Origin of the sequence: Parasynechococcus sp. (genome assembly GCF_042954245.1) — a bacterium.
GTDB lineage: Bacteria > Cyanobacteriota > Cyanobacteriia > PCC-6307 > Cyanobiaceae > Parasynechococcus.
Genome location: NZ_JBGKDP010000135.1, coordinates 1 through 4759, shown reverse-complemented (window position 1 = coordinate 4759; position 4759 = coordinate 1). Strand labels below are relative to the sequence as shown.

Genomic DNA, 4759 nt, shown 5'->3' with positions numbered 1-4759 from the left:
CGGGCCGCAATACGCCGAACAGCGCTGCGGCGATGGCATGGGTGCCGCTGACAAATTGCAGGCGCACCACCGCGGCTTCAGCCCCCAGCACCCGGGCAAAAACCCGATCCACCACATCACGGCCCTGATCCCCGTGGCCGTAGCCGGTGAGCGACGCAAAGTGCTGGGTTCCAACACGCTCCGCCGCCAGGGCCTCCAACACGCGCTGCAGGCGTTGCGCCACCGCCGCCGTTCTCGCTGCAGCAAGGTCGGCCTGATCCCGCGCCACCGCGTCGATCAACTCCTCTGCAAACGCACTGATCACTACTTGCCTGACGGATGTCATGCCTTCCTAAACCCTGACCAACACCAGAATTCACAACCCGGGAGGCCGCTGCAGTGCGGCAACTCCTTTAGATTTCTGTCACTAACGGCACCATCCGCTCCCTGGCTTTCCTGTCCGAGCGGCTTTGTCAATCCAAGGAGAATCCGCTTGGTTTCCTCGCAAACAGCTGACACCCGCGAGCTTCGGCAGCGGGCCGCGGTGATGGCACCGCGCGCCCCCCTGCCGGCGCGTCAGCGTAAATTCAAGATGGGAAGCACCAGCTTCATGCTGGTGATGCACGTGCTCGCCACCGTGGCGCTGCTGCCGCGCTTCTGGAGCTGGCAGGGCGTTGTGGCCTTCGGGTTTCTCTATTGGATGACGGTGCTGGGCGTCACCCTTGGTCTGCACCGTCTGGTGGCGCACCGCAGCCTGGTGGTGCCGGTGTGGGTTGAGCGCATCCTGGTGCTGATGGGCACCCTGGCCTGCCAAAGCGGCCCGATCGAATGGGTGGGTCTGCACCGCCATCACCACCGTTTTTCGGATCAGCCCACGGATCACCACGACGCTGGGCGTGGCCTGTGGTGGGCCCATAGCGAATGGATGCTGCACGACATCCCGGCGCTGAAGGAACTCGACCGCTACGCCGGCGACCTTCAATGCGACCCTTTCTATCGCTGGCTCGACCGCTGGTTCCTACTGCTGCAGATCCCCCTGGGTTTGGGGCTTTACTGGTTCGGTGAAGCCGCCCAGGTGCATGGCGGTGGCCTCGGCCTGGTGCTTTGGGCCATTCCTCTGCGCCTCGTGGTCGTCTACCACGTGACCTGGCTGGTGAATTCCGCCACCCACGCCTTCGGGTACCGCAATTTCGATTGCCCCGACCTGTCCCGCAATTGCTGGTGGGTGGCGCTGCTCTCCTTTGGCGAGGGCTGGCACAACAACCATCACGCCCATCCGGCCAGTGCGCGCCACGGTTTGCGCTGGTTTGAGTTCGATCTCACCTGGCAGCATGTGCGCCTGCTCAAGCGCTTTGGACTGGCCAGCCGGATCCGCATAGCCCGTTATGTCCCCGGAGCCTCCTGAGGCTCGAAACCATCTTCAACAACAGGCCACGTCGTAATGTGGTCGATCGCACCCGTCTCCATCCTTCGTTCCGGTTCCATGCCTAAGCGTGTACAAGTCGTTCTGAATGAGGAGGTCCTCAGCCTCGGCAAGGACGGAGACCTGGTAGAAGTGGCTCCGGGTTATGCACGGAATTTCCTACTGCCCTTCGGCAAAGCTGTGCCCCTCACCCCTGCGGTGATGAAGCAGGTGGAGCACCGCCGGGCTAAGGAAGCTGAGCGTCAGGCCGCCCTGAAACAGGAAGCCGTCGACTTCAAGACCGCCCTCTCCACCATTGGTCGCTTCACCGTGAAGAAGCAGACCGGTGAAAACAACGTGCTGTTCGGCACCGTCACCAACGGTGACGTAGCTGAAGCCATCGAAACCGCCACCAAGAAGGAGATCGACCGCCGCGACATCGTGGTGCCTGAAATCCACCGCACCGGCAAGTACACCGTGATAGTGAAGCTGCACAGCGAAGTCACCGCTGAGATCAACCTGGAAGTGGTCGGCTACTGATCCCTGTCAGTGGTTATGGCCAGGGCCGCCGCGACGACGAGCCCAATTTCGAGGCTTTGCCTGATTCGCTTCCGCCCCAGAACCTGGAGGCGGAGGAAGCGGTGCTGGGCGGCATCCTGCTGGATCCCGATGCGATCGGGCGAGTCGCCGATGTGCTGCAGCCGGAAGCGTTTTACCTGAACGCCCACCGGGAGATCTTCCGCACCGCCCTGATGCTGCACGGCCAGGGCAAGCCAACGGATCTCACCGCCATGAGCGCCTGGCTGGCCGACACCGGCGCCCTGGAAAAAGTGGGCGGCAACAACCGACTGGTGGAGCTGGTGGAGCGGGTGCCTTCCACCGCCTCGATCGAGCAGGTGGCCCGACTGGTAATGGATAAGTTTCTACGCCGCCAGCTGATCCGCTCCGGCAATGAAGTGATCCAGCTGGGCTTTGATCAGAGCCTGCCGATGGAGCAGGTGCTGGACCAGGCGGAGCAGAAGATCTTTGCCATCAGCCAGGAGAAACCCTCCAAGGGGCTCACCCCCACCGCCGAAATCCTCACCCAAACCTTTGAGGAGATCGAAAGCCGCTCGTTGGGCACCTCGGTGGCCGGCATCCCGGTGAACTTCTACGACCTGGACGCGATGACCCAGGGCCTGCAGCGCAGCGACCTGATCATCGTGGCGGGCCGGCCGGCCATGGGCAAAACCTCAATAGTGCTGAACCTGGCCAAGAACGTGGCAAAGCTTCACGACCTGCCGGTGTGCCTGTTCTCCCTGGAGATGAGCAAGGAGCAGCTCACCTACCGCCTGCTCTCGATGGAGGTGGGCATCGAAGCAGGCCGGCTGCGCACCGGCCGCCTGCAGCAAGAGGAATGGCCGCTGCTGGGCCAGGGCATCAACACCCTAGGGCAACTGCCGATCTTCATCGACGACAAACCCAACTCCGGCGTGCTGGAGATGCGCTCGCTCTGCCGGCGGCTGATGGCGGAACAGGGCAAGGAGCTGGGGCTGGTGATGATCGACTACCTGCAGCTGATGGAAGGCTCGGGCTCCGACAACCGGGTGCAAGAGCTGTCACGCATCACCCGGGGCCTAAAGCAGATGGCGCGGGAACTGAACGTGCCGGTGATTGCCCTCTCCCAGCTGAGCCGGGGTGTGGAGGCACGCACCAACAAGCGACCGATGCTGAGCGACCTGCGGGAATCGGGCTCAATCGAGCAGGACGCCGACCTGGTGTTGATGATTTACCGCGACGAGTATTACAACCCGGAAACCCCCGACCGCGGCATCACCGAGGTGATCGTGACCAAGCACCGCAACGGGCCGGTGGGCACGGTGAAGCTGCTGTTCGAGCCGCAGTTCACCCGCTTCCGCAACCTGGCGGCCTGATCCAGATCAGATAATGAAGCCATGAGCTTCAGCGCCGCCCCCACCGAATCCTTCGACGTGATCGTGGTCGGCGGCGGCCATGCCGGTTGTGAAGCGGCGATCACCGCCGCCCGGCTGGGCCTGAACACTGCCCTATTCAGCCTCAATCTTGATCGCATCGCCTGGCAGCCCTGCAACCCGGCTGTCGGTGGCCCCGCCAAAAGCCAGCTCGTCCATGAAGTGGATGCCCTCGGTGGGGTGATCGGTCGCCTGGCCGATGCCACCGCCCTCCAGAAGCGCATCCTCAACACCAGCCGCGGCCCAGCGGTGTGGGCCCTGCGCGCCCAAACCGACAAACGCCTCTATTCCCGCCAGATGCTGCAGCTGCTGCAGCACACCCCCAACCTCGCCCTGCGCGAAGCGATGGTGACTGGTCTGGAAACCACCAGTGAGGGCGATCAGCAATGCATCAGCGGCATCCGCACCTATTTCGGCAGCGTCTACGGCGCTGACGCGGTGATCCTCACCGCTGGCACCTTCCTAGGGGGCCGCATCTGGGTGGGGCATCAATCGATGGCTGCCGGCCGCGCTGGTGAACAGGCCGCCGAAGGGCTCACCGAAGCGCTGCAGCAACTCGGCTTCCAGACCGACCGGCTCAAAACCGGTACCCCCGCCCGGGTGGACCGGCGCAGCATCGCCCTCGATCAACTGGAGGAGCAGCCCAGCGATGCAGCCGATCGCTTCTTCTCCTTTGACCCGGCCGCCTGGGTGAGTGGTGATCAGATGAGCTGCCACATCACCCGCACCACCGCCGAAACCCATCAGCTGATTCGCGACAATCTGCACCTCACCGCCATCTACGGCGGTGTGATCGACAGCAAAGGCCCGCGCTATTGCCCCTCCATCGAAGACAAGATCGTTCGCTTCGCGGACAAGGAAAGCCACCAGATCTTCCTCGAGCCGGAGGGGCGCGACACCCCGGAGATCTATGTGCAGGGCTTCTCCACAGGCCTGCCGGAACCGATTCAGCTGCAATTACTGCGCAGCCTGCCGGGCCTAGAGCAAGCCGTGATGCTACGGCCTGCCTATTCAGTTGATTACGACTACCTGCCCGCTACCCAGCTCAAGCCATCCCTGGAAACCAAGCGGGTGCGCGGCCTGTTCAGTGCCGGCCAACTCAATGGCACCACGGGCTATGAGGAAGCTGCCGCCCAGGGCCTGGTGGCCGGCGTCAACACCGCCCGGCTGATCGGCGGCCAGGAGCCGGTGCACTTCCCCCGTGAGGGCAGCTACATCGGCACGATGATCGACGATCTGGTGAGCAAAGACCTGCGCGAGCCCTACAGGGTGCTCACCAGCCGCAGCGAATATCGCCTGATCCTGCGGGGTGACAACGCCGACCGCCGCTTGACGCCGTTGGGCCGTGAGCTGGGCCTGATCGACGACCGCCGCTGGCAGCTGTTCGAGGACAAGCTCCAGGCGATGG

General features: G+C 63.6%; 5 protein-coding genes. 4 read left to right on the top strand and 1 reads right to left on the bottom strand.

Annotated features, from left to right (window positions below):
* Positions 1–325: methionine gamma-lyase family protein (locus ACGVJ8_RS05990; RefSeq protein ID WP_392346331.1), on the bottom strand; the 325-nt coding region annotated here is incomplete at its 3' end.
* A 201-nt stretch (positions 326–526) separates the two neighbouring features.
* Here ACGVJ8_RS05990 and ACGVJ8_RS05985 point away from each other — a divergent pair.
* From ACGVJ8_RS05985 to mnmG, 4 genes are all read left to right on the top strand, one after another.
* A complete protein-coding gene (locus ACGVJ8_RS05985; protein WP_392346329.1) occupies positions 527–1384 on the top strand; it encodes an acyl-CoA desaturase in 858 nt (285 codons plus the stop codon).
* 78 nt (positions 1385–1462) lie between these two features.
* Positions 1463–1921, top strand: coding sequence for a 50S ribosomal protein L9 (rplI, locus tag ACGVJ8_RS05980; protein ID WP_392346327.1), 459 nt, complete (start codon positions 1463–1465; stop codon positions 1919–1921).
* On the top strand, positions 1918–3294 hold the full coding sequence (gene dnaB, locus ACGVJ8_RS05975) for a replicative DNA helicase (RefSeq protein ID WP_392346333.1): 1377 nt from the start codon (positions 1918–1920) through the stop codon (positions 3292–3294). The genes rplI and dnaB overlap by 4 nt, the downstream gene beginning before the upstream one ends.
* A gap of 21 nt (positions 3295–3315) precedes the next feature.
* Positions 3316–4759, top strand: a 1444-nt coding sequence (gene mnmG, locus ACGVJ8_RS05970) for a tRNA uridine-5-carboxymethylaminomethyl(34) synthesis enzyme MnmG (RefSeq protein WP_392346325.1), incomplete at its 3' end; no start/stop codon positions are given.